At 38.5% G+C, this 23,139-nt stretch carries 18 protein-coding genes, 1 pseudogene and 1 riboswitch; of the genes and pseudogenes, 15 read left to right on the top strand and 4 right to left on the bottom strand.

Annotation, left to right across the window (positions count from 1 at the left end; all coding sequences use genetic code 11):
• Nucleotides 1–11: 11 nt before the first annotated feature.
• From QUF86_RS21310 to ggt, 3 genes are all read left to right on the top strand, one after another.
• Nucleotides 12–518, top strand: coding sequence for a DUF1850 domain-containing protein (locus QUF86_RS21310; RefSeq protein ID WP_289335559.1), 507 nt, complete (start codon nt 12–14; stop codon nt 516–518).
• Nucleotides 511–2,505 (top strand): TRAP transporter permease, encoded by a 1,995-nt coding sequence (locus QUF86_RS21305; RefSeq protein WP_289316680.1) that lies wholly within the window; start codon nt 511–513, stop codon nt 2,503–2,505. Before QUF86_RS21310 ends, QUF86_RS21305 begins: the two co-directional genes overlap by 8 nt.
• Nucleotides 2,506–2,729: 224 nt before the next feature.
• Nucleotides 2,730–4,805 (top strand): gamma-glutamyltransferase, encoded by a 2,076-nt coding sequence (gene ggt / locus QUF86_RS21300; RefSeq protein ID WP_289335558.1) that lies wholly within the window; start codon nt 2,730–2,732, stop codon nt 4,803–4,805.
• 144 nt (nt 4,806–4,949) lie between these two features.
• Here ggt and QUF86_RS21295 read toward each other — a convergent pair whose 3' ends face one another.
• The gene (locus QUF86_RS21295) at nt 4,950–6,134 is read right to left on the bottom strand and encodes an acyl-CoA dehydrogenase family protein (protein ID WP_289335557.1); all 1,185 of its coding nucleotides are present in this window, start codon (nt 6,132–6,134) and stop codon (nt 4,950–4,952) included.
• A gap of 377 nt (nt 6,135–6,511) precedes the next feature.
• Here QUF86_RS21295 and QUF86_RS21290 point away from each other — a divergent pair, with 377 nt between their 5' ends.
• The 5 genes and pseudogenes from QUF86_RS21290 to QUF86_RS28680 all read left to right on the top strand — a co-directional run bounded on the left by QUF86_RS21290 (nt 6,512) and on the right by QUF86_RS28680 (nt 10,618).
• Nucleotides 6,512–7,384 carry a transporter substrate-binding domain-containing protein gene (locus tag QUF86_RS21290; protein WP_289335556.1) on the top strand — a complete coding sequence of 291 codons (873 nt, stop codon included), beginning with the start codon at nt 6,512–6,514 and terminating at the stop codon, nt 7,382–7,384.
• 187 nt (nt 7,385–7,571) lie between these two features.
• The gene (locus QUF86_RS21285; protein ID WP_289335555.1) at nt 7,572–8,279 is read left to right on the top strand and encodes an amino acid ABC transporter permease; all 708 of its coding nucleotides are present in this window, start codon (nt 7,572–7,574) and stop codon (nt 8,277–8,279) included.
• 12 nt (nt 8,280–8,291) lie between these two features.
• Nucleotides 8,292–9,005 carry an amino acid ABC transporter permease gene (locus QUF86_RS21280; RefSeq protein WP_241588817.1) on the top strand — a complete coding sequence of 238 codons (714 nt, stop codon included), beginning with the start codon at nt 8,292–8,294 and terminating at the stop codon, nt 9,003–9,005.
• A 20-nt stretch (nt 9,006–9,025) separates the two neighbouring features.
• The gene (locus QUF86_RS21275; protein WP_241588816.1) at nt 9,026–9,781 is read left to right on the top strand and encodes an amino acid ABC transporter ATP-binding protein; all 756 of its coding nucleotides are present in this window, start codon (nt 9,026–9,028) and stop codon (nt 9,779–9,781) included.
• A gap of 289 nt (nt 9,782–10,070) precedes the next feature.
• Nucleotides 10,071–10,618: pseudogene (locus tag QUF86_RS28680) on the top strand (SF0329 family protein).
• 239 nt (nt 10,619–10,857) lie between these two features.
• On the opposite strand, the gene QUF86_RS21260 reads toward QUF86_RS28680, so the two are convergent.
• On the bottom strand, nt 10,858–11,760 hold the full coding sequence (locus tag QUF86_RS21260) for a LysR family transcriptional regulator (RefSeq protein ID WP_289335552.1): 903 nt from the start codon (nt 11,758–11,760) through the stop codon (nt 10,858–10,860).
• 124 nt (nt 11,761–11,884) lie between these two features.
• On the opposite strand from QUF86_RS21260, the gene hutG reads away from it, so the two are divergent.
• From hutG to QUF86_RS21240, 4 genes are all read left to right on the top strand, one after another.
• Entirely contained in the window at nt 11,885–12,841 is a 957-nt protein-coding gene (gene hutG / locus QUF86_RS21255; RefSeq protein WP_289335551.1) for a formimidoylglutamase, read from the top strand.
• A gap of 294 nt (nt 12,842–13,135) precedes the next feature.
• On the top strand, nt 13,136–13,291 hold the full coding sequence (locus tag QUF86_RS21250; RefSeq protein ID WP_155727292.1) for a hypothetical protein: 156 nt from the start codon (nt 13,136–13,138) through the stop codon (nt 13,289–13,291).
• Nucleotides 13,292–13,351: 60 nt separating this feature from the next.
• Complete coding sequence (locus tag QUF86_RS21245; RefSeq protein WP_289335549.1) at nt 13,352–14,023, top strand: SOS response-associated peptidase; 672 nt, start codon at nt 13,352–13,354, stop codon at nt 14,021–14,023.
• 335 nt (nt 14,024–14,358) lie between these two features.
• Nucleotides 14,359–14,467: riboswitch (SAM riboswitch) on the top strand.
• A gap of 173 nt (nt 14,468–14,640) precedes the next feature.
• Nucleotides 14,641–15,957, top strand: coding sequence for a Na+/H+ antiporter NhaC family protein (locus QUF86_RS21240; RefSeq protein ID WP_289335548.1), 1,317 nt, complete (start codon nt 14,641–14,643; stop codon nt 15,955–15,957).
• Nucleotides 15,958–16,156: 199 nt separating this feature from the next.
• Here the strand turns inward: QUF86_RS21240 and QUF86_RS21235 are convergent, their stop codons facing one another.
• Both QUF86_RS21235 and QUF86_RS21230 read right to left on the bottom strand, forming a co-directional pair.
• Entirely contained in the window at nt 16,157–16,699 is a 543-nt protein-coding gene (locus tag QUF86_RS21235) for a chromate transporter (RefSeq protein ID WP_289335547.1), read from the bottom strand.
• Nucleotides 16,700–16,785: 86 nt separating this feature from the next.
• Complete coding sequence (locus QUF86_RS21230) at nt 16,786–17,415, bottom strand: chromate transporter (protein ID WP_289335546.1); 630 nt, start codon at nt 17,413–17,415, stop codon at nt 16,786–16,788.
• Between the two features lie 254 nt (nt 17,416–17,669).
• On the opposite strand from QUF86_RS21230, the gene QUF86_RS21225 reads away from it, so the two are divergent.
• The 3 genes from QUF86_RS21225 to QUF86_RS21215 all read left to right on the top strand — a co-directional run bounded on the left by QUF86_RS21225 (nt 17,670) and on the right by QUF86_RS21215 (nt 23,069).
• Nucleotides 17,670–18,548 (top strand): LysR family transcriptional regulator, encoded by an 879-nt coding sequence (locus QUF86_RS21225; protein ID WP_289335545.1) that lies wholly within the window; start codon nt 17,670–17,672, stop codon nt 18,546–18,548.
• A 995-nt stretch (nt 18,549–19,543) separates the two neighbouring features.
• A complete protein-coding gene (locus QUF86_RS21220; RefSeq protein WP_289335544.1) occupies nt 19,544–21,535 on the top strand; it encodes an alkyl/aryl-sulfatase in 1,992 nt (663 codons plus the stop codon).
• Between the two features lie 295 nt (nt 21,536–21,830).
• The gene (locus QUF86_RS21215; protein ID WP_289335543.1) at nt 21,831–23,069 is read left to right on the top strand and encodes an MFS transporter; all 1,239 of its coding nucleotides are present in this window, start codon (nt 21,831–21,833) and stop codon (nt 23,067–23,069) included.
• The last annotated feature ends 70 nt before the right edge of the window (nt 23,070–23,139 follow it).

Raw genomic sequence — 23,139 nt, 5'->3', positions numbered from 1 at the left:
AAGGGGTACCTATGAAATTCAAGAAATTCATGGCGTTTGGTATACCTCTGATCATCGCTTTTCTATTATTTTTTCCGTATAAACATGTCATTGCATTTTCCTACCAGGACCAAGGGGAATTAGTCGCGTACTTGCCATTGAAAAGTGAAAAAAATTTCCAAATTAAGTATACACACTCCATCCACCTCTCGGATGTACTGGAATCATATCGTTTTTCCGGTAGGCAAATCAAACAAACCGAACTTGCTTTTTACGATTTTGCAGTCGGTATGCCTTCTAATGCAGAGGGGGAGGAAGTATTCGAAGAGAAAGACGGGACCTACTTCATAAAAAATATGAATCGCAGTTTCGCTTATATAGATTTACGGCTAGGACAAGTCAGAGCTAACCATCGATTAGTATATGATGAAAAAACATATACATTGGCAGACTTTATTAAGCCAGGAACATGGGTCAGGATTTCATCAGAAAAAATTTCAATATGGGAACAGTTGAAAGGAGTGAAGATTAATGGCTGATAAAGAAAAAGTGAAGTATTTAACCGAAGCGGAACAACAGGAGTTATTGGAAAAGTACGATCCTGAAGCTGGGACAAGGAAATTAACTGGATTCTTGGGACACATTGCATTTTTTGGACTCTTAGCTTTTTCTCTATTCCAATTATATACTGCTATTTTTGGTGTTTTTACAGCACAAATCCAACGGACGATACATTTAGGGTTTGCACTCTCCCTGATTTTTTTACTATTTCCTGCTAACCGGAAAAAGCGTCAAAAAGGAAAGTTTCAAATTGCCTGGTACGATATCCTTTTAGCGATCCTTAGTATTGGGGTAGGTGCCTATTGGCCATTATTTTTCGAGGATATCGTCATGAATGTCGGGCGCTTAGGAGCTTTGGATTTTGCAGTTGGTTTAATGGCCATTCTGTTGGTTTTAGAGGCAACGAGGCGTGCAGTAGGGCTTCCGATAATGGTCATCGCAATTTTATTCGTTTTCTATGGGATTTTTGGACAGTATATGCCGGGCTTCCTAGCCCATCGCGGTTTAACTCTGGAACGTTTGGTACAAACGATGTTCTTCTCGACAGAGGGCATTTTGGGTACGCCGTTAGCGGTGTCATCGACATTCATCTTCCTATTTTTATTGTTCGGTTCCTTTCTTGTCCGAACGGGTGTTGGTCAATACTTCAATGATCTTTCAACGGCTATTGCCGGTAGAAGGATAGGGGGACCCGCAAAGGTTGCGATTTTTTCCAGTGCTCTGCAAGGAACGATCAGCGGGAGCTCTGTAGCTAATGTTGTCACTTCAGGTGCATTTACGATACCAATGATGAAAAATCTTGGATATAAGAAGGAATTCGCTGGGGCAGTGGAAGCAGCGGCTTCGACAGGCGGTCAATTGATGCCTCCGATAATGGGGGCAGCGGCATTTTTAATGGTGGAGTTCATCGGGAACGGGATAACGTATTGGGATATAGCAAAGGCGGCTGCGATTCCAGCTATCCTCTACTTTTCAGGAATTTGGATCATGACCCATTTTGAAGCGAAACGACTGGGATTGCGTGGATTGACGAAGGAAGAAATGCCAAGTAAAAAGGAAGTGTTCGGCAAATTTTATTTATTAATTCCGATCATCGCCATTATCATCTTGCTCATGCTGAATATCACGGTTACACATGCAGCCTTGTATTCCATCCTTATTTCGGTTCTCGTAGGATTCATAAACAAGGATGTCCGCATGAAATTCATCGATATCATTTATGCATTGGTGGATGGAGCCAGGACAGCACTTGCGGTGGCAGCTGCTACCGCAGCAGCCGGCATTATTGTAGGAATAGTTACGAAAACAGGGTTAGGGCTGAAGCTGGCTAATGGTTTAATCGATTTGTCTGGTGGATATTTGATTCCAACACTGATGCTAACGATGGTAGCAGCACTTATTTTGGGAATGGGTTCACCTACAACCGCCAACTATGTTATCACATCGACGATTGCGGCACCTGCGATAATTTTGCTTGGTGTTCCTGATTTATCTGCACATTTATTCGTCTTCTATTTTGGCATTATTGCGGATATAACCCCTCCAGTTGCATTAGCGGCATTTGCAGCGGCGGGGGTAGCAGGAGGTGAACCGATAAAAACGGGGATTGAGTCATCAAAACTTGCAATCGCGGCATTCATCATTCCATATATTTTTGTTCTCTCCCCACAAATGCTAATGATCGATACAACTTGGATGGAGGTTGCCTGGGTCGTTCTTACAGCAATGTCCGGCATGATTGCAATTGGTGCGGGTGTTATAGGTTACTGGATGAGGAAGATGCACTGGTTAGAAAGAGTCCTCGCCATAATCGTTGGTTTACTATTAATCTATCCTGAAACGATATCGGATATCGTTGGGTTATCTGCATTTATCGTATTACTGGCTTTACAATACCTTTGGAAGAGTGACAAACACGACACTCCCAATATCCTGGATCATAAGCAAAGTCTAGAGAAGAATTGAGCCTTCGGATTATCAAACCGGAAGGAGAAGGTTAGAGCTGAACCATTTGGGGGGTGATTTTTTGAAGTGAAAAACATCATTGAGAACGCAACGCCTAATGGGAATGTGCATTCTGCCTTTATATCGAGATCAACCAGCATATTCCTACTAAAGTCATCTGTTCGTACTTCCACTTGCCTTATGATAAAACCCTAATTTGTTTTATTTTGAAAGGAGACTAATTCATGAAGTTTTTAAAAAGTTTTATTTTAGTTACTTTCAGTTTCTTTTGTATGATCACACCAGCTTTTGCAAGTGTCCCTGGAGTGGATGAGTCAATGGGAAGGGGAGCAACAAAAGGAATCGTATCAGTTTCCCACCCTTTAGCAGCTGAAGCGGGTATAAAGATACTAAAACAAGGTGGAAATGCAGTCGATGCAGCAGCTGCCATTCAATTATCATTAAATGTAGTTGAGCCAATGATGTCTGGAATCGGCGGCGGTGGTTTTATCATGATTTATAATAAAAAGGAAAATAAAATAACGATGATCGATAGCCGCGAAATGGCACCGCAAAATGTTACGCCTGAACTTTTTTTAGATGAAAAGGGAAAACCTATTCCTTTTAGTAAACGGCACACGTCCGGGAAAGCGGTTGCTGTTCCTGGAACCCTAAAGGGGATGGAAACGGCTCTTGATAAATATGGTACATTGAAATTATCACAAGTTATGGGCCCGGCCATTAAACAAGCTGAAAATGGGGTGAAAGTCAATTGGGCAACAGCTCAATATATCGGTGAAAATGTAAAAAAACTTGAAAATAACCAAGCGGCTGCAAACGTTTTTGTACCAAATGGAAAACCATTGGAAGAGGGAGATACCCTTGTTCAGCCAGATCTGGCACAGACTCTTAAGTTAATAAAAAAACAAGGTTCTAACGTTTTTTATAAAGGCGAAATCGGGGATGCCCTTACGAAAGAAGTTCAAAAACGTGAAGGAACGATGACAACCGAGGATTTGGAAAACTATGTGGTGAAAGAGAGAGAGCCAATTAGATCGGAATATAGGGGATTTGAAGTGGTGGGGGCAGCTTCACCAAGTTCAGGCAGCTTGACTGTCCAACAAATCCTGGAGCTAATGGAAGGATTCGATGTACAAAAGATGGGGGCAAACTCCCCTGAGTATCTTCATTATCTAACTGAAGCCATGCATCTAGCATTTGCCGATCGCGCTGCCTATATGGCAGATGAAGATTTTTATGATGTACCAACAAAGGGACTATTGGATGAAGATTATATAAAAGAAAGAAGAAAACTAATTAATCCAAATAGATCAACAGCTGATGTCAAAGCAGGTGATCCATGGAAGTATGAGGGCAAAGAACCCACATCAATGGAGAAGGTAAAAGAAGAGAAAACCCCAATCGGACAAACGACTCACTTTTCTGTAATGGATAAGTGGGGAAATATGGTTGCTTATACGACTACAATCGAGCAAGTGTTCGGATCAGGTATCATGGTACCTGATTATGGATTCATGCTTAATAATGAAATGACCGATTTTGATGCCACACCGGGTGGAGTTAACCAGGTGGAACCAAGAAAAAGACCGAGAAGCAGTATGTCCCCGACCTTCGTATTAAAAGATGGTAATCCCTTCATGGCCATTGGTTCACCAGGCGGAGCGACGATAATAGCATCGGTATCTGAAACGATTATGAACGTGCTTGATCATAAAATGCTAATTCAAGATGCGATACTTGCGCCACGTGTTTACTCTGCGGGTTATCCGACAGTTAGATGGGAACCGGGAATTGAACAAAATACAAGGTTAGAGTTAATGGCAAAAGGCCATGTTTATGAAGAAAAACCCCAACATATCGGAAATGTGCAAGCTGTTATTTTTGATTATGAAAAGGGGAAAATGTATGGCGGAGCCGATAATACGAGAGAAGGAACTGTTCAAGGAGTGTATAATGTATCCTATAAATCGAAACAGCCAAAAGAAATAAAAGAAGAAAAGAAAGGACCGTTTACCTTAAAAGTGAATGGAGCCGTTTATCCTTATACAGCTGAACAAATGAAACTGATAGATGAAAAACCCTATATCCAATCAGACAAATTGCTACTTGGTTTGGGTGCAATTGGAACAGGGGACTTAGAAACATTTAAACCAGATAAAAAATCGTATTTACCGGTGTTAAGAGTAGCGAAATCCCTAGGATATAAAGCAAAATGGAACGAAAAAGACAAAGAGGCACTATTGGAAAAAGATCCGGCGGATATTGAGGATCCAGACGATGATGGTAGTGTCACCAATTAATTTCTTTTCTTGAGGGAGCCTAGCCTGCTCCAAGAATAAAATCGAATTCTGTATGACTCAAAAAATGGAAAACCCCTGGATTCTCTATGAAAAGAGAATTCAGGGGTTATTTATAGTTCATAGCGTTTCTTTTATCAAATCTGATCATTTCAAAAGTGGATGGCCGCTTAAATTGGATTTTGTCTGTTCAATTGCCAATTTTGCTAAATTCTTTATCGTTACATCGTCCATCGGAGGATTGTGTAAACCAGCTCTTACATCCCTATAGTGCCTTTGGAGTGGATTATTGCGTTGAAGACTTTTTGCCCCGACTATTCGCATGGCTTTATCGACAATTGTAATGGCTGCGTTTGTAACAATATGTTTTGCAGCCCCCAGCTCATTTGTGAAATGAATTCTTCGTGATTCATCATCATAAGCCTCGGCAACGCTATATAAGAAATGCCTGGCTTTCATTAATTCCAAATCAATTTCTCCTAACAGTTGTTGGACATTAGCCAGCTGGCTGATAGGTGCATTTATACTGTTTGGAGAATAGTTATTGGCAAAGTGTATGGCGTAATCCCTTGCAGCTTGCGCAATGCCAAGGTAACAGGCTGGAATATGAAGGATCCACGCATTGAATCTGTTTCCACTTGGCATTTCAGGTAACTCAACAAGTTTTGAATCATCCACTTCAACATCTTTAAGGACCAAATCATGACTTCCTGTCCCCCTCATTGAAATTACGTCCCATGTTTCATCTATGTAGAGCCCGTCCAGATCTTTATGCAGGAGAAAAAATCCAACCTTTTGCCTTTCCTCGATCCATGCTGAAACTAGGAAATAAGTTAAAACTGGGGACATGGTTGTATAGATTTTACGTCCGGAAATAACCCAGTAATCTCCCTTTTTTACTGCCTTCGTTCCGGGGCGTCCCCCGCGAGTCGGACTGCCTGTTTGCGCTTCACTAACGGAACGGTTCACTAAAGCGCCATTTAGAACTTCCCCAGCGATAAAATCTAAGTTCTTTTTTGTCCAACTTTCCTGTTCAAAAAGGTCTCCTATCACTCCAAGGTTCCAACCAATGGATAGCGCAGTCGCTGAATCAAAACTAGCCAATGTTTCTTGAAGGAGAATCATGTCATAAACTTTTAACCCTCCGCCACCATAGGATTTGGGAAGAGTTGAACTTGTATATCCCATACGAATTAAATCTTGAATATGTTCTTTCGGAAAAAAGGCCAATTCATCAATTTGAGCAGAATTATTTTTGAATTTTGATTCTACTTCATATAATTTTTTCAGCCACGCTTTTTGACTTTCCGTCTTAATGAATAGGTTAATCACACGGTTCCCTCCTTCTATTACCTTCTGTTTTTGTTTTAATCCCTATTAATCTTATTGGTTTAAATAATAATTAAGGTGTGTTTAGTTGTCAAGGAAATTAAGGATTTGCAGATAAACGATGCCTCCGGAAAGACTCTTTGTATTTTCATATAACTACAACTCTTTTAATAAAACAGATGTGTGCAGTTGCTTGAAAATTTTAAATATACACATTGACTTTACAAAAGTATCCATCTATTATGTTTATAACCAAATGACTTACTTAACCTACCGAAATAGTTGGTATTGAGTGGTGAAGGTGATGTATGTATTTCCTTTGAATTTCAGGAAATACAAATGCAAGTAAAAAAACTTCGTAAAACGAAAGGGGATTCACTATGAAAAATAAAAAATTTCGCCATGTTTTAACTATCGGTTTAGCGTTGGTAACCATATTAGCGGGGTGTGGATCAGGTACATCAACGAGTAATGAAGCCGATGCAAATTCAGGTAGCACTTCAGGTGTCCGAAAGGTAAAAGTAGCATATGACCAAGCGTCAAAACCTATGTCTTGGCTGGATGAGAAGGGAAATCCAACTGGATATGATGTGGAAGTTATGAAATTGGTTGATGAATTACTACCGGCATACGAATTCGAATATATTGGCACATCAAGCGATGACCTGTTAGTAGGCATTGAACAAGGTAAATATCAAGTGGGGGTTAAAAATGCTTTCTGGACAGAGGAAAGGACTGAGAAGTTCATCTTTCCTAAAGAATTCCTTGGATTAAGCAGTGCGGGCCTTGTTTTAAAGGAAGAAAATTCAAAGATCAAAAATCTCAAGGACTTTGCTTCAGCGGGCTTCTCCTTAGCACCAATCGCAGCAAACAACGCTCAATACACGATCGTTGATGAGTATAATCAGGCGAATCCAGACAATAAGGTGAAATTGAAAGCCGGAGATGCATTCACTGTAGATGTAATTCAATGGGTAAATGAAGGCCGTGTCGACGGTGGAATAGCGATCGAGGGAGCTTTTAAGAAGCAAGTGGCCGACGATGGCCCCTATCATAATTTAGTGGATGATCTAGTTTACAATGAATTTGCAGTCATTAAAACCTGGCCATTATTCAACAAAAAAGAACAAAAATTCGCAGATGCTTATGATGAAGCGATTAAAAAAATTAAAGACGAAAAGAAGACGAATGAGTTAAGCAAAAAGTTTTATGGCCGAGATTTATTCGAAGTTTTGGGAACTGTAGAGAGATAACGAAGTCCTTAGCAAAACAAGCATTAAAATGTCAATCAATAGGTTATGACTTGTCATTTTCTTAATATGGGTTTTCTTGGATAACTCTTGGTATTTTAAGAGATGGCAAGTTTCAAGGTACTGGCCTTCAATAGAATGATTGGATTTGAAAATTGGAATCTTCAATGAAAGCAGATGGAGGTGAAACATGGAAAAATACTTTGATATAGCTTACATAGTAGAGTCGGTACCAATGTTAGTTCCTTTTCTAAAAGTAACATTAATCGTTACGGGTCTATCGGTCTTGTTCGGGACAATCATAGGTTTCATCTTAGCAGTCATGAAACTTGGAAATAGTAAAATCGCCAGGAAAATTGCCTATGGATATACAACGGTACTGAGATGCACGCCCTCTATAGTTCTGCTTTTTTTGACTTATTATGGTATCCCTGCAATTGCAGGGAATTTTGGCATAAATCTTAATGATATTGATAAAGCAGTATTTGTAGTCATAACCTTTTCGCTTCAATTTGCGGCTGCAATGTCAGAAGTGATCAGAACATCGCTTGAATCTATTGATAGAGGGCAATTTGAAGCGGCAGTAAGCGTTGGATTAAGCAATACGCAAGCTTACCGGAGAATTATTTTACCCCAGGCTTTCGTAGTGGCATTACCAAACTTCGGTAACAGCTTACTTGAATTAATGAAAGAAGGGTCTTTAGCATATACAATCGGCTTGATAGATATCATGGGGAAGGCAGAGCTTATAATCGCCGGGAACTATAATACACATGCATTAGAAATTTATCTTGCATTGGCGGTTATTTACTGGACATTGTCGATTGCCATTGAACAACTGTTCTTAAAATTGGAAAAGGCATTCAGTAAAGGAAAACAAGTGATAACAACTGCATAGAGGGGTGACAGAATGTCAGAAGGTCTGGATTATAGGTTTTTAGTGGAAACCTTTTTTGTAGCGTTATCGGGGGTGCCGACCGCATTATTCATTACAATTGTTGCTTTGATCATAGCCTTGCCATTAGGGTTTTTACTTGCTTTATCAAGAATAAATCAAATCCCGGTATTGAATCGCTTAGCACAGATATACGTTTCATTTGTCAGAGGAACGCCCGTCATTATCCAAATTTTCATTATATATAGCAGTGTGCCATTAATGCTGACTTCGATATTTGAAAAGTATGCTGTCGAAATGAATGTATACGATGTTAATCCGATATGGTACGCATTCATTGTTTTCTCGTTGAATACGACAGCTATTCTCACAGAGGTGTTTCGTTCGGCAATTAGCACAGTGAGTAAGGGGCAGCTTGAAGCTTCGTATGCTGTCGGATTAACAACTGTGCAAGCATTTAGAAGAATTATCATTCCACAGACATTGGTAGTGGCATTACCGAATATATGTACAGCAACAGTCAATCTGATTAAAGCGACATCATTAGGTTATGCTTTGTCATTGCAGGAAATCACTTTAAAAGCCAAGGTAGCTGCCAATGTTGGCTACAATTATGTTGAAGCATATATTGATATCTTTCTTGTTTACCTAATTTTATGTAGTTTGGTGGAATACTTGTTTAAAAGGTATGAAAAACGAGTAAGCAGGTTTAAAGCCGTGAGTATCTGAAATGAGGAGGTGTGGCCGAAATGCTAGAGATTAAAAATATTCATAAATCATTCGGTGAGAATGAGATTTTAAAAGGTGTGGATTTAAATATAGACAAGGGAGATGTGGTGGTAATTCTGGGTCCAAGTGGTTCAGGTAAGACAACTTTACTTCGATGCATTAACTTTCTTGAAAAAGCAGATCAAGGACATGCCGTTTTTGGAGATATTGATGTAAGTCTTAAAACGGCATCTAAAAAAGTGATTCATGGAATAAGGCAAAAGATAGCCTTTGTTTTTCAAAATTATAATCTTTTCACTAATAAAACCGCATTGGAAAATGTAACGGAAGGACTGGTTATTGGAAGGAAGATTGCGAAAGCAGAAGCATATGAGATTGGTAAAAAAGCATTGGATAAAGTAGGCTTGTCAGAAAAATATGATGCTTACCCTAGTGAACTCTCAGGCGGGCAGCAGCAAAGGGTGGGCATTGCGAGAGCGGTTGCTTTAAACCCTGACATTATTTTATTTGACGAACCAACTTCGGCATTGGACCCGGAATTGGTCGGTGAAGTACTGACGGTGATGAAGCAAATTGCCAAAGAAGGAACTACGATGTTAGTCGTCACGCATGAAATGTCTTTTGCAAAGGATGTTGCAAACAGAGTGATTTTTATGGATGCAGGTGTAATAGTGGAAGAGGGATCGCCTAAAGAAATTTTTGTGAATCCAAAAGAAGAAAGAACGAAGAGGTTCTTAAAAAGAGTCTTGCCGGAGGATTATATTTTTTATATTTAGGTTATGTTACATTTGTTAGAGGGTTTCAGAATGTCGTTAAGTGAATTGATAGTAAAAATTCAAAAATTGAATTAAGCAAAAATACATCAGTTGAAAGAATTCTTTATCCATTTACTTGCATCATCATTTTCTGCAAGTGAACAAGCATTTCAAGAAGTGACCGAACGCAAAAATAAAGATGGCTAAACTTGTGTAGATTTTGACTCTTTAAACATATACCTCTACAGTTCATTAACAAGCAGAATAGAATAATGAAAGAAATATACTTTTGTGGAAATTGAAAACTGTAATGGAGAATAAAAACTTGCGTAATCAACCATGGAGTAAAGTAAAGAAAAAGTTAGAGAGTTTTATCTGTGACTCTCTAACAAATAGAGTTCAGTTTACTGTTACGAATTATCGAAAGGCTCACGACCGCTTAGGACGAGCTTTTATTACTGTTGATAAAAAGGAAATCCTAAATATGTATACGATAACATCTGATAGAAAAATGTTCAGAAAAGAAAATGAAATAAGAAAAGCCAAAAGTATTGAATACGATGTCTATAATGGAAATCAGAACTATGAGGATAGGGATACAAGCACATGAAATGATTAAAGCAGAGGGGATTTTTGCACAGTATGACTTTTTTAATGCGGTTGAAGAATATTTTAATTTACCAATAGAAATTTCCTTAAAATCAGATGATATGATTATAAAGATTCTTTCTCTGTTAGATAGAAGAGTTGGGATGCGTACGTTACAAGGGACTTAAAAAATCTATCCTGAATGAAAAGGAACTTATCCAGTATTTTTATAACTTGCGATGTGAAGCAGAGGGAATAAGAACTTCCTAAAAAGCGCTATGCTATAATGAATTTTTATTGAACAAGTATTTTACTTGGCGTGGAAGTGTGAGCGTTAGGACGTTATTTATTAGTGAGGAAAAACAATATGGATAGTGAAAACACATGAACCTCCTGCAAATATGAGTGGGAAACCTAGCTCATTGACAGGAAGTCTAAAGTATTTTCTTTATATAAAGTAAATCAAAATGAGCAATGGTGTCTTTTCCGTTAAATTAGAGAATCAGCATTTAGGCATCGTTCCTAACATCCCACTTAAAAAAGCTAAGTATTTCTTCTACTAACTTACATACTACAGGAGACAGATATCGATCTTTCAAATAGGCCAGGTAAACAGTCCTTTCCAAAGAATTCGAATCTATTGCACGAATTGCAGTATTGCGTGTTGCAGCGGATTTTATATAGCTTTCCGGTAAAACTGTAACCCCAAGTCCTTCTTCCACCAAACTGCAAGCTGCTTCAAGCCTTTCTATTTCGTATAAGATATTGGGAATTGCATTTTCATTCTTAAATGCTTTTAAGATATCATCTCTTGTTTGAAATCCAGTTGTACTGATGATCAATTCTTTCTTTGCAAGGTCTTGGAAAGTGATGGACTCTTTTTTGTTTAACTCATCATCTTTATGGATCAAAAGCATGAATTTTTCATTATATAGGGGGATGGACACGATTTCCTCGTTATTAATGGGCTGGTTCGTGATGGTGAAATGAACATTATACCGATTTAACGAATCGATAACTTTCTCTTCCCCTAATATTTCCCTGACTTTTATATGAATATTAGGATAATTGACTTTAAAGTTCCTGATTAACTTCGGGAACCAAAATTTGAATGATTCAATGGAACCTATTGATACTGTTCCACTTCCAACATCTTTCATTTCCTCAAGTTCCACTTGCATATTATTGAATTTTCTTAACAGGTCAACAGATCTCGTATAAAAAATCTCCCCTGCTTCCGTAAGCTCTAGCCCCCTTGTATTACGTTCCAAAAGCTGCAAACTAACTTCTTTTTCCAATTTCATTATGGCATTGCTTAAGGAAGGTTGAGATATATGTAGTATTTTAGCAGCTTGGGAGTAATTCTTTTCTTGGACAATGGTAGTGAAATAACGAAGTTGGCGCAAATCCATATATTCTCCTTTCTATAGCTTTAAACTATAGATATATTAAAATTTAGTATTGGTAATTATATATTATCTCATTTATAATTTTTAAAAAAGATATTTCGGAATTTTTAAAATAAAGGAGAAAATTATGTATATTAAACCGAATTTGGATTATTGGAATGGAAGGGTTGATTCCCATACTGACATGGACAGCTTTAGATATCACCAACGAGTGCGTTTGGCACCGATTTCGGAATTACCCATCTCTTCCGAAGCATCCAGAACCTTTGGAATGATTGGCTTCAAATGTGATGAAGGAGTCAAAAGGAATAAAGGCAGGATTGGTGCTGCAGAGGGTCCTGATCACATTAGGCAGTCCTTGGCAAAATTACCATGTCATTTATCTTCCCAAACCGAGCTGTTGGATGCTGGAAATGTAACGTGTGAAGGTCCAGAGATGGAGGCTGCCCAAACTCAACTGGGATCAGCTGTTTCCAAAATATTGGAGAGTAAAGCGATTCCTATCATACTTGGCGGAGGACATGAAACCTTTTATGGCCATTATCTTGGGATTAGAAAATACATTGGCCCAAAGGCTAGGTTAGGAATCATTAATATTGATGCTCACTTTGATATGAGGCCTTATGAAAAAGAAAGTTCATCAGGAACGATGTTTAAGCAGATTTTGGATGAGGATCAAAGTTGTGGATATTTATGTGTCGGAATTCAGAAACAGGGAAATACGAAGGCCCTGTTTGAAACTGCTGAGAGGAATAAGGTCGATTACATATTGGAAGAAGATTTGTCATTGAACGAAATGGATGAAACCAAGCAGCGGATAAATGAATTCGTTAAGAAAAATGACTTCATTATTCTTACATTATGTACGGACGTTATTGATTCAGCCTACGCACCTGGGGTAAGTGCACCCTCTCCGTTTGGACTTAATCCGAAATTGGTCCGTGCGATTATTAGGCATGTCGTATCAAATGAAAAGATCCTCTCCTTTGATATCTCGGAAGTGAATCCTTCGTTGGACGAAAATAATAAAACGGTTACATTGGCAGCACATTTAATAAATGAGGTTTTGCTGAATTTTAAATAATAAATGGACATGGATTATGGGTAACTCCCACGGAATAACAAGAGGCATTCCTCATCGACCTTTTTGCTATCCCCATTATCATCACCGGTAAAAATTTGTTGAAGTGAAAAACCTGTTGACCAGACTGTCTGTGATCATTCATGGACAGTCTTTTTTATGTATATGTAAATAGCGGTGTACTCCTATATAGACTCATCATTAGTGGATTAACTACGACTCTACTAAAGGTCAATAATGATACTTGTGGGTTTTTGGTTTATAATAACAACCATCTAGCCTAATGAGGGGGATCCTATGAATGAATATAATGTAACGGTCAGGAATGGCAGTACCTTAATTTTGTCAGAAATCATTAAAGCTGAAGATGAGAGAGAAGTCCTGGGCACACTTTTGATTTCCAGCGAATTATTTAATCAACCATTTACCGACATCAGGATTTTAGAACGCTGATTTGTACCTGCCCGTCCTATTTGTTACACTGTAATAAATCCTAAAACGGTAGGCGATATTATGTGCGGACGTTTCACGCTTTTCACGGACATTGAAGAAATAAAAGAACGGTTTAATATTCAAGGACCTTTTGATGAAGAATACCAATTCAGCTACAATATTGCACCTTCCCACTCCGTGCTATCCGTCATTAATGACGGAGCAAGGAATCGACTTGGATATCTTCGGTGGGGACTCATTCCTTTCTGGGCAAAAGATGAAAAACTGGGCTACAAAATGATCAATGCCAGAGCGGAAACCATTGCTGAGAAGGCAAGCTTCAAGAATGCGTATAAGAAGAAACGATGCTTGATAATCGCTGATTCATTTTATGAGTGGAAGAAGGAACCCAGGCGAAAAATACCCATGCGAATAAAGCTTAAAAATCATGCGCCATTTGGAATGGCAGGTCTCTGGGAATCCTGGAAATCTCCAGAAGGAATCAACATCTATTCGTGCTCAGTTATAACAACCGTTCCTAATGAGCTAATGACCAGCATTCATGACCGCATGCCTGTCATCCTTAAACCTGAAGATGAAAAAGATTGGTTGAATCCATCCATTAATGATCCTGCCTTTCTACAGCAGTATTTAAAATCATTCGATTCTGAACAAATGGAAGCATTTGAGGTATCGACTGATGTGAACTCAACTAAAAATAATTCACCAAACCTAATACAACAAATTTGCTAAGAGGTCCTTTGACCTCTTTTTATTTTAGTTCCGTCCAGACAAATGACATTATTTGAGATTTCATCCAAATATCACAATTAACCCAAATACCTTATTTACTGTACATGTAAAAGTCCGTTTAAAATATTAAGGTCCACATTTGAAATACTTTTAAACTAAACCTTGCGAAAATACATAAAATGCTGTACTCTTATATTTGCTTTTCAATAAGGCTTTCGATGTCACTTTCCGAGAGTGGACAGAGGTAAACTTGGAGCGGTTATAGCAAGTTACCAGCCTGCTTCTTTTCTCTTGGACACCGGTGCATTTGATAATATCATTATATAATTTAAATCTTCTTATCAAGAGAGACGGAGGGACTGGCCCGAAGATGTCTCGGCAGCAGACTTTAATAGGAGTGCTGTGCCAAATCCAGCAGGCTGATTTTTGCCTGAAAGATAAGGAGGGCGTTTTTTATAAATTAAAAGACCTCTTCTTGTTGTGTTTAATGGAAGAGGTCTTTTTTATGCTGAAAGTATTTTTAGCTATAGCTTCCATGAAGGTGTTATTTACGAAAAATGTTAGAAGAATAAGTGCTGTGACACATGTCATGGGAAAAATAAAAAGAGGTGTACATCATGAGTGCAAACAATAAAGGGAATCCGTGGGCATTGATCCCATTTGTCGTTTTTTTGATTTTATTTATAGGGTCCGGAATCATTACAAAAGATTTTTATTCTTTTCCGGTGATTGTAGCGATTTCAATTGCATCGGCAGCTGCATTGGCAATGAATCGGAAAGAGTCTTTCAATCAAAAGGTTGAAATTTTCTGTAAAGGCGCCGGGGATGCCAATATTATGTTAATGGTTATCATTTTCCTTTTGGCAGGCGCTTTTGCCGAAGTTGCAAATGGCATGGGGGCAGTTGAATCTACGGTGAATCTTGCCTTAGCGGTTTTTCCGCAAAATCTATTAATGGTAGGGATTTTCATCATCGCTTGCTTTATCTCTCTATCCATGGGGACGAGCATGGGAACGATTGTAGCACTAGCACCTATTGGGGTGGGAATTAGTGAGCAAACCGATATTTCGCTTGCCTTTTCAATGGCGGCCGTTATTGGTGGTGCGATGTTTGGGGATAACCTTTCCTTCATTTCAGATACGACAATCGCTGCAGTTCGTACGCAGGGAACGAAAATGAAGGATAAGTTCAAAGTGAATTTTTTCATTGTTTTACCTGCGGCCATCATCACATGTGTCATCCTTGGAATTTTAACAATGGGTGAACAAGCTGCCATCGCTCAACATTCTTATAATTGGGTGAAGATCCTTCCGTATCTTTGTGTATTGATCACTGCATTGGCAGGTGTCAATGTGTTCCTGGTCCTATCCATCGGAATCGTATTTGCCGGAATTATCGGCTTGGCGGATGGAAGTTATCAACCGTTGGGTGTCATTCAAAAAATCGGAGAAGGGATGGCGGGAATGTATGAAATCTCTTTCCTGGCCATTTTAATCGCAGGAATGGTAGCTGTAATCAAGCATAATGGCGGTATCGATTATCTTCTCCACCTCGTAACCCGAAACAGCAAAACTAAAAAAGGGGCTGAATTCAGCATTGCCGGGCTTGTTGGTTTGACGAACCTTTCCACGGCAAATAACACGATATCAATTATCATTGCCGGGCCACTTGCCAAAAATATTGCTGAAAAGTATGGAATCGATCCGCGTAAATCGGCGAGCTTACTTGATGTTTTTGCATGCTGCATTCAGGGGTTAATTCCATATGGGGCACAACTGCTTGTTGCAGCTGGGGTAGCACATATTTCTCCGTTAAGCATCTTGCCGTATTCATATTACCCAATACTAATTGGCCTTTGTGGAGTCATAGCCATCTTGATTGGTTATCCGCGATTTCAGCCGGTAGATAAAGAAACGAAGAAACGTACTTCTTAATAATGAGAATAAGCATGAAAATAAACCCTGAATCATTAGATTCAGGGTTTTACTTTGTAAGGTGTATGGAAACATTGGTGAAAAATAATTAAAAAGAGCGATGTACCCTCGATCTTCCATCAGTTTAAGTGTTATCAATGTTTAGGAATTACGATTCATATTGATTAACCCAACGCATAATGGTTGTGTGAGCTAGTCGTTATGAATAGAGGACAACACCAACTAAACCAGAAAGAATAATGACATAGGCTGGGTGCCAGCGTAATTTCAATAGGGCAAATAACGATAATCCAAAAACGAGTAATAAGCTTATCGTATGCCATGAAAAGTTCAGGGCTATCAAATGATTGGAAAGTGCAAAGCTGATAGCTGCAAAGAGGATTAAACTAGTGACAACGGGTCTTAATCCATAAAACATCGATTGAATAACTGGATAATGATTCAATTTGCTGAAGAAGGTGGCTATAACGGTTACGAGTATAATGGCAGGAAGCAAGATTCCGAGAACGGATGATATGGCTCCTGCTAATCCAGCAGTCGAATAGCCTACGAGAATGGCACTATTAGTGGTGATAGGCCCGGGAGACATGCCGGAAATAGCGATTACATCGGTAAATTGTTGCGTCGTCATCCACCCATGCTGTAAGACTTCCGATTCTATTACCGGAATCATGGCGTATCCGCCTCCAAACGATATAAAGCCTATAATAAAGAAGGTGCTAAACAACTCCCACAATTCCATTATTATACATCACTCACTTTCTTGAAAATTAGTTAGATCGTTTATTCCTATAACCTTCAGAAAATAACTTTGATCTTTCATGGAACCTATATGCCAGCACCCATGAAGTATTCGAAATCATTTTCTTCTATTTTCTTTTCTTTTCGGTCCATCTTGACATCGAAACCTAATTTCCTCTTAATAGAGATGGTCACAATACCTGTTATAGCTCCTGCTAATATAGCCAAAACAGGGTGAACGAAGAAAAGGACTGGGATTCCAACTATCAAAATACAGAAAGTTGATTTGTCAACAATAGCCGTTTTTCCTATCTTGATAGCCGCATATGCGATGATGGCCACTATGGAAGCTCTAATCGATATGAAAGCGGATTCTATCTTCGGATTATCGTGAATGAAAAAATACAAAATGCCGAGGAGTAGAACAATTAAACATGTAGGTAATGAAACACCAATCATGGCTGCCATTGCGCCCTTCATTCCGGCAATTCGATGGCCGATAAAGGTGGCGGAGTTAATGGCGACAGCTCCCGGTACGGATTGAGATAAAGCAAAAACATCCGTAACTTCTTCGCTTGACAGCCATTTTCTCTTCTCCACTACTTCTTTTTCGATTAAGGGGATCATCGCAAAACCGCCTCCGAATGTCACAGGTGCCATTTTAAAAAAGGTCCAAAATAATTGGAACAGTGTTTTCCATTGTCCTTTCATTGACATCCTCACTTCCTTTGCTGCTCTGTTTAATTCTTATCATTAACATATCAAAGAAAAAGGACTGGGTAAATTGCAACAAAATCATCGGGTATAACAAAACGTTATACCCAGAAACTTTATCCGTTTTATATAGAATTTCACCAAAGAATGAATAGGTCCACCTAATCAGGGGAAATAGCGTCGTTTTCCCATTTCACCATTTAGCTATATGATGCTATCATTTTATTAAACCATTTAAAGACAAGGAGGTCGGTTTCTTGAAAATAGAAAATCTAAGAATGTTTTGTTTAGTGGTGGATGAAGGAAGTATAAGCCAGGCAGCGAGGTTAAGCTTCTTATCTCAACCCGCGGCAACAAGACAGATTCATCAATTGGAAAATTTTTATAATACTTTGTTATTCGACCGTGAGGAAGGGAGGCTGAGAGTGACGGAAGCAGGAAAGTTGTTATACCCTTTTGCAAACGCTATTGTAAATGACTTTAACCATTCAAAAGTAGTGATTCAGCAATCAACTGGCGAGTACAATGCTAACCTCATAGTAGGTGCATCCTTGACAATCGGCGAGTATTTGTTGCCGAGCTTGCTTGGGAAATTCAAAAAACAACAGCCTGAAATAAAAGTGACATTAACGATAAAAAATACCCCCCGGGTTCTTGAGGATTTATCAAACGATGTCATTGATTTGGCCTTGGTGGAAGGACTTGTGGAAAACACCGATTTTATTGTAGACAAGTTCGCCGAAGACGAATTGATATTGGTTTGTCCATTTGACCACCCATGGAAAGACAGAAAAGAAATCCAGCTAGAGGAATTGGGAAATGAAAGGATGATATGGCGTGAATCCATATCAGGGACACGACTTATCGTAGAAAACATGTTAAGGGAGCATGGGGTTTTAGAAAAAATAGAAAGCTACATGGAGATTGGTAGTACTCAAGCGATAAAAAGTGCGGTTGAGGCTGGACTTGGGATCAGCATTTTGCCAAGGTTGACGGTTGCCAGGGAATTGGAACAAGGTTTTTTGCGGGAAGTGGGTATTTCCAGAATAGATATAACAAGAAATCTGTGGCTGGTCAGGAAAAACAAGCGTTTTAATAAAATAGGGGTGTCAAATTTTGTGGAATTTCTTCGATAGTGAATGAATTACGTCACCTCTCATCGTTTGGTTACATTTTAAGTGAAAATTTTGGTAGGTGACAAAGTGTTCAAATAATTTTTGAAAACAGTTTATTGGCAGCGTTTTCATGGTTTTGGTTAACGATGTGGCTGGGACTATGGATGCCAGGTTACGTAACTAGAATTGCAGAGATGAAATTGGGATATAGCGTATTGAAAACAGGCATGGTCTTGGCTTCCATCACGATTTTCATGCCCCTACCTGGATAACCATCGCTCAAAGCATGGCAAAAGGCTGTGCCTATACTTTTTTAATGACTAGCCTTCAGGTTTTAATGTAGGTACTTCCTGGCCGATCAGGATTAATGACGAGCCAAAGCGCATCGTTTATGAATATAGCAGGGAGGCCATTTATCACTAGTGTGCTTGACAATCGCATACGAAAACGTATCACTTGGTTTTGTGTATTCCTTCTTTTTTGCCGCGGGCTTTCTTCTAATTTTTAGAATTGAGTTCTCAATCTTCGTTAAACCAGCTTAAAGGTTCAAATTAGTAGATGCAAAAGCAAAGACTTCTACAATATAAAAAGTTAGAGGTTTTTACATTGGATAAAGGTTTTTCTCAATAGAGAGGGGCCTTTTTGCATTTTGATATACAGCTTACGCACCTTTATATGAAATGTATAACAAAATGGGGCATTACATATTTTCTATAGAAAAAACTATCTCATAATATCTTTATGTTCAAAATATACCGGAAATTAAGTATGCATGTATGCTTTTTAGCTTCCGAGCCATAGCTAAAAAGCGAATTGTATTAATGGATACAAGTGGATTTTATATAAATAAAATTGAAGTTACTATGAAAAATAGTAAATTTACTTAATGACAAATCAATTATAAAATAAAGTTACATTATTCTAAATATTTAAAAAAATAGAAGAATTATCGTTTCAATATAAGGAAGAAATTACAACTTTGATATCTAAAAACTCAAAAGGGAAAGGGGTATGGAATGTCTAATAAATCTTTTATTAAAGGAATTGTTTCCGTTCCATTTGTTTTTGTTTTACTAGTAGGACCTTCTGTTACAAATGCTGCGCCCGATATGCCAATGCCCGCAACACATTCAACAATTTCAGCAAATAAGGCTGTTTATAAACAGTTGGATTTTACAGATAAGGAAGATTTCGAAAATGCACATAAGGGATTTATTTCACCTTTAAATATGAATCCAATTAAAAATTCAAAAGGTAACGTAGTATGGGATAGCAATCGATATTCATTCATCAAAGAAGATCAGCCGGCAAGTTATACTGTAAACCCTAGCTTGTGGAGACAGGCTCAATTACAAAATATAACGGGCTTATTTAAAGTTGTAGATGGAGTTTATCAAGTTCGGGGACAGGATTTATCAGTGCTTACCATAGTTGAAGGAAGAACAGGATTAATCGTTTTGGATACACTTTCTACAATTGAAACAGCCAATGCAGCCATGGAACTGTATTTTGAACATCGACCCAAAAAATCAGTAAGTGCAATAGTTATTAGTCATAGTCACGCGGATCACTTTGGTGGTATAAAAGGCATTGCTCAATACGCTGAAAATCCAGCAAAGGTGCCCATTATTGTCCCAGAAGGATTTAACCAAGAAGCGCTAAGTGAGAACATTCTTTTAGGTAATATAATGTCTCGGCGTGCAGGCTATATGTTCGGAAATCTTTTACCTGCAAATGAAAAAGGATTTGTAACTTCTGGTATTGGCCCGGGATTAAGTAACGGAACTTTTAGCTATTTACCTCCAACAATTGAAGTAAAGGATGATATTCAAACGGTGGAAATAGACGGAATAACATTTAAATTTTTATTGACGCCGGATTCAGAAGCTCCATCTGAGATGCATTACTATATCAATGATTACAAAACTTTGGTGGTAGCCGAAAATACCGGACACACGTTACATAATATTTATACATTAAGGGGAGCTAAAACCAGAGATACCTTAAAATGGGTAAAGGCACTTGATGAAACAGTTGATCTGTTTGGAAATGAAGATATAGATGCTATGGTTACCGCCCATACATGGCCTATATGGGGGAAAGACCGTGTTCTGGAACAGTTGGAAAGTCAACGTGATTTGTACAAATATATTCATGACCAAACCATAAGATTAGCTAATTTAGGTCTCACACCAGATGAAATCGCGGAAAAGTTAAAGCTTCCTGAAAAGTTGGATAAAGTCTGGGCCAATCGGGGGTATTACGGAACATTGAAACACAACGTAAAAGCGGTGTACAACTTTTATTTAGGATATTTCAACGGTAATCCATCCGACTTGGATCCATTACCACAAGTGGAATCGGGAGATAAATATATAGAATATATGGGTGGGGAAAAGAAGGTCATCAAGCGGGCAAAACTTGATTATAAAAAAGGGGAATATCGCTGGGTTGCTCAAGTCTTAAAGCATGTAGTCATGGCCAATCCCAAAAATACAGAAGCAAAAAATTTACTTGCTAAAGCTTATGAGCAATTAGGATACTCGGCTGAATCTTCTGTGTGGCGTAACTTCTATCTTACCGGCGCAGATGAGTTAAGGAATGGTGTGGCAGACTCGAAGGGAAGTGGCGGAATGATGAATCTCGATACGCTTCTCAATATGCCAATGGATGATTTCCTGAAATTCTTATCCATTAAATTAAACGGAACAAAAGCGGAAAATAAAAAAATGACATTCAATATGACATTTACAGATTCGAAAACTAATTACATGATTGATCTGGATAATTCTGTGTTAAATTTCAAAAAAGGGAAAATGGCGTCCACCCCTGATGCAACATTAACTTTAGATAGAATAACCTTCTATCAGATTGCTCTAGGACGTGAAGATTTATCCAAAATGGAGGCGGCCGGGAAAGTTTCCATTTCCGGTAATAAAGAAAAATTCGAAGATTTCTTGTCTTTGCTGGATCAATTTCAACCAAAGATTAATATCGTTACTCCGTGATAATCTATCACTTTATATTCTGTAAGCAGGATGGATCGGTGACCAATATCTGTACCCACGAGTCTAATATATAGTCTCGTGGGTTTGAATGTATCAATTAATCCTGTAGGCTTCCAGTTTCGTTTTAATAAATTCATTCATTGTTTATTAATGAATGAAACGCTCCTAAAAGTCACAGAACAAAAATCAATAACCATAAAAAGAAAAATTTCAAGTCTTGTAATTTGAAAGGAATTGTAAGCGCTTCCTGTAAGGGGGGAGTTTTGTGAAAATATAAAAGATGGAGTGATGGGGAATGCAGCTGTATGCAAGTAAGAAACGAAAATTAATGATTAGCGGCCTTTTATTTGTTGGAATGATTTTAAGCTTTTTTGATCGTGTTGCCATAAATGTCGGTATTATTCCAATTGCAGATGAGTTTCATCTCAATACGTCCCAGACAGGTTTTTTAATCAGTATATTTTTTATTAGTTACTCTCTCATGCAACCGCTTGGTGGATGGATGACCGATAAGTACGGAGCCAGAGTCATGGTTACTGTTTCTTTATTCAGTTGGTCTTTGTTCACGGTAATGTCGGGGTTTGCTTGGTCATTTATGTCTTTATTATTCATCCGTTTCCTGTTCGGGTTAGGTGAAGGGCCTTTCTATCCTGCCAGTATGTCCACTATAAGAGATAACTTCCCGGAAGAAGAACGGGGCCGGGCAAATTCGTTTTTCTTGTCTGCCCAGAATATTGGCGGGATATTAGGTACTGCACTTGCCGCTTCCATGGTGGTGGCTTTCGGTTGGAGGGGCATGTTTACCATTGCCGGAATTATAGGGATATTAATTTCTTTCGGAATTTGGTTCATTCTAAAGCCTCAAGAAACTCAAGAGGTTAAAAAAGACAAACCGAAACAAAAAAAGGTTGCTCTGAAACTATTATTTAAAATCGAAAACATTTGGAAACTCATAACTTTCAAGTTTATATCAAATATTATCAACTATGGTCTGATCACTTGGATGCCTATATATTTGGTTAAGGAAAAAGGGGTTGATTTAATAGCCGCCGGGGGTTTATTGGCAATCCCTTATATTTTTGGTTTCTTGATGTTTAATGTAAGCGGTTGGCTTCTGGATAAGCATATGGCTAACCGGGAGAAGTATCTTGCCGCTGCAGGTGCTTTATTATCGGCAATATTTCTCTTTTTAATGTCTAACGCCACGTCTATAGCACTTATCATCACTTATCTCACTCTCAACTCCGTAGCGCTGTCCTTCTTTGGAACCGTTCTATACACGATCATTATAAAATACTCACCAAAGGAACTTACGGGCTCTGCCTCCGGACTCGTAACTTTTGCCGGTCAAATTGCAGGTGCGGTTTCTCCTTTAGCCCTCGGTTTGATTATCAGTTTGTTTAATGACTCCTATAATGCAGCTTTCCTGTTTTTGGTAATAACGGCGCTATTGGGAACGGTTGTTGCCGTATCTATTAAAAATAATCGGGCACAGCCAGCTAAAGAATACGAAAAAACAACTACCATAGTTTAAAACTAGGAATGGAGCCCTGCTTTGGTCAGATATTGTGATGGGTTCTGATTCTCCTTCTCTATAATTGAAA

It is taken from the genome of Peribacillus sp. NJ11 (assembly GCF_030348405.1).
Classification (GTDB): domain Bacteria; phylum Bacillota; class Bacilli; order Bacillales; family DSM-1321; genus Peribacillus.
Note: the sequence above shows the minus strand (reverse complement) of the source record. Positions and strands in the feature narration are given on the sequence as shown.

Excerpts from the sequence above, each read along its gene's own strand:
- QUF86_RS21310 (WP_289335559.1), top strand. The coding sequence starts at position 12 with ATGAAATTCAAGAAATTCATGGCGTTTGGTATACCTCTGATCATCGCT.
- QUF86_RS21305 (WP_289316680.1), top strand. The coding sequence starts at position 511 with ATGGCTGATAAAGAAAAAGTGAAGTATTTAACCGAAGCGGAACAACAG.
- ggt (WP_289335558.1), top strand. The coding sequence starts at position 2,730 with ATGAAGTTTTTAAAAAGTTTTATTTTAGTTACTTTCAGTTTCTTTTGT.
- QUF86_RS21290 (WP_289335556.1), top strand. The coding sequence starts at position 6,512 with ATGAAAAATAAAAAATTTCGCCATGTTTTAACTATCGGTTTAGCGTTG.
- QUF86_RS21285 (WP_289335555.1), top strand. The coding sequence starts at position 7,572 with ATGGAAAAATACTTTGATATAGCTTACATAGTAGAGTCGGTACCAATG.
- QUF86_RS21280 (WP_241588817.1), top strand. The coding sequence starts at position 8,292 with ATGTCAGAAGGTCTGGATTATAGGTTTTTAGTGGAAACCTTTTTTGTA.
- QUF86_RS21275 (WP_241588816.1), top strand. The coding sequence starts at position 9,026 with ATGCTAGAGATTAAAAATATTCATAAATCATTCGGTGAGAATGAGATT.
- QUF86_RS21260 (WP_289335552.1), bottom strand. The coding sequence starts at position 11,760 with ATGGATTTGCGCCAACTTCGTTATTTCACTACCATTGTCCAAGAAAAG.
- hutG (WP_289335551.1), top strand. The coding sequence starts at position 11,885 with ATGTATATTAAACCGAATTTGGATTATTGGAATGGAAGGGTTGATTCC.
- QUF86_RS21250 (WP_155727292.1), top strand. The coding sequence starts at position 13,136 with ATGAATGAATATAATGTAACGGTCAGGAATGGCAGTACCTTAATTTTG.
- QUF86_RS21245 (WP_289335549.1), top strand. The coding sequence starts at position 13,352 with ATGTGCGGACGTTTCACGCTTTTCACGGACATTGAAGAAATAAAAGAA.
- QUF86_RS21240 (WP_289335548.1), top strand. The coding sequence starts at position 14,641 with ATGAGTGCAAACAATAAAGGGAATCCGTGGGCATTGATCCCATTTGTC.
- QUF86_RS21235 (WP_289335547.1), bottom strand. The coding sequence starts at position 16,699 with ATGGAATTGTGGGAGTTGTTTAGCACCTTCTTTATTATAGGCTTTATA.
- QUF86_RS21230 (WP_289335546.1), bottom strand. The coding sequence starts at position 17,415 with ATGTCAATGAAAGGACAATGGAAAACACTGTTCCAATTATTTTGGACC.
- QUF86_RS21220 (WP_289335544.1), top strand. The coding sequence starts at position 19,544 with ATGTCTAATAAATCTTTTATTAAAGGAATTGTTTCCGTTCCATTTGTT.
- QUF86_RS21215 (WP_289335543.1), top strand. The coding sequence starts at position 21,831 with ATGCAGCTGTATGCAAGTAAGAAACGAAAATTAATGATTAGCGGCCTT.